This is a genomic window from Spirillospora sp. NPDC049652, from assembly GCF_040675125.1.
Classification (GTDB): Bacteria; Actinomycetota; Actinomycetes; order Streptosporangiales; family Streptosporangiaceae; genus Spirillospora.
This window is the reverse complement of sequence record NZ_JBFAOF010001541.1, coordinates 1-1,121: the sequence shown is the minus strand read 5'-3', so window position 1 is coordinate 1,121 and position 1,121 is coordinate 1. Positions and strand designations below refer to the sequence as shown.

Sequence of the window (1,121 nt, the reverse complement as noted above, 5' to 3'; positions counted from 1 at the left end):
GGTTGGCTCGGTTGTCGGTGGGGGTGCGGGGGCTCTGGTTGGTCGTTTGGCTGGGCTCTTGAGGGGTGCTGCTTCGTCAGGGACGGGTCTGGGGCGGGCCGAGCGCCGGTTCGAAGACGCGGCCGATCGGCTGCGCCTCCACGATGGTCTGCAGGGACGGCCAGAGGCCCTGCCGGGCCCCGGCCAGGTAGGCGGTGCCGCGCAGGCTCGCGGTCGCCGAGTCGGCGTCGCGCTCCAGCGGCAGCCCGATGAGGTCGGCCTGGATCCGCATCAGCGGGTCGCTGCCCGCGACGCCGCCGCCGACCCGGATGCGGCGCAGCGGCGCCCCGGTGGTGGTGGTCATGCCGTCCACCAGGTCGCACACCGAGTGCGCGATGCCCTCCAGGATCGCGTGCGCCAGTTCGGCGCGTCCGGTCGCGAGGGTCAGGCCGGACAGCGCGGCCGTCGCGCGCGGCGTCCACGCGGGGGTGCGGACCCCGGCGAGGGCGGGCACGAACCACGCGCCGCCGGAGGAGTCCGCCTTCGCGGCCAGCTCGCTGATCTCCGCCGGGGTCCGGAAGAACCCGAGGTCCTCGCAGAACCAGCGCAGCGCCGAGCCGGTCGTGGAGCAGTACGCCTCCAGGCTGAACTGCGTGGTGTCGCCCTCGCGCCGTCCGACGTGGGCGAGGACGCCGTCCGCGCCCGGGACCGGCGGGTAGACCTCGGTGCCGGTCGCGGCGTCGGCGAACGTGCCCGTGCCGTACATGCACATGGCGTCGCCGGCCTCCAGGCCGCCGAGCGCGATCAGCGCGGCGTGCTGGTCGCCCATGGACGCCGCGATCGGCACCGCGAGGCCGAGGACGCCCTCGTCGGTCACGCCCATGCCCTCGTCGTCGGAGCGCAGTTCGGGCAGCAGGCCCAGGGGGAAGCCGAGCCGCTCGATCCACTCGGTGTGCCAGGCGTGCTCGCGCAGCAGGTAGCCGCCGGTGGAGCAGGCGTTGGTGGGGGTCGTCGCGTACGTCCGGCCGCCGGTGAGGTTCCAGGCGAGCCAGGTGTCGACCGTGCCGAACCGCAGGCGGCCGGCCGCGGCGGCGTCGCGGACGCGCGGGTTCGCGGCGAGCTGCCGCGCCGCCCAGTAGAAC

At 75.5% G+C, this 1,121-nt stretch carries 1 protein-coding gene; it reads right to left on the bottom strand.

Annotated elements, in window-relative coordinates:
- Positions 1–76: 76 nt before the first annotated feature.
- Positions 77–1,121: FGGY-family carbohydrate kinase (locus AB0J52_RS41775; protein ID WP_500188837.1), on the bottom strand; the 1,045-nt coding region annotated here is incomplete at its 5' end.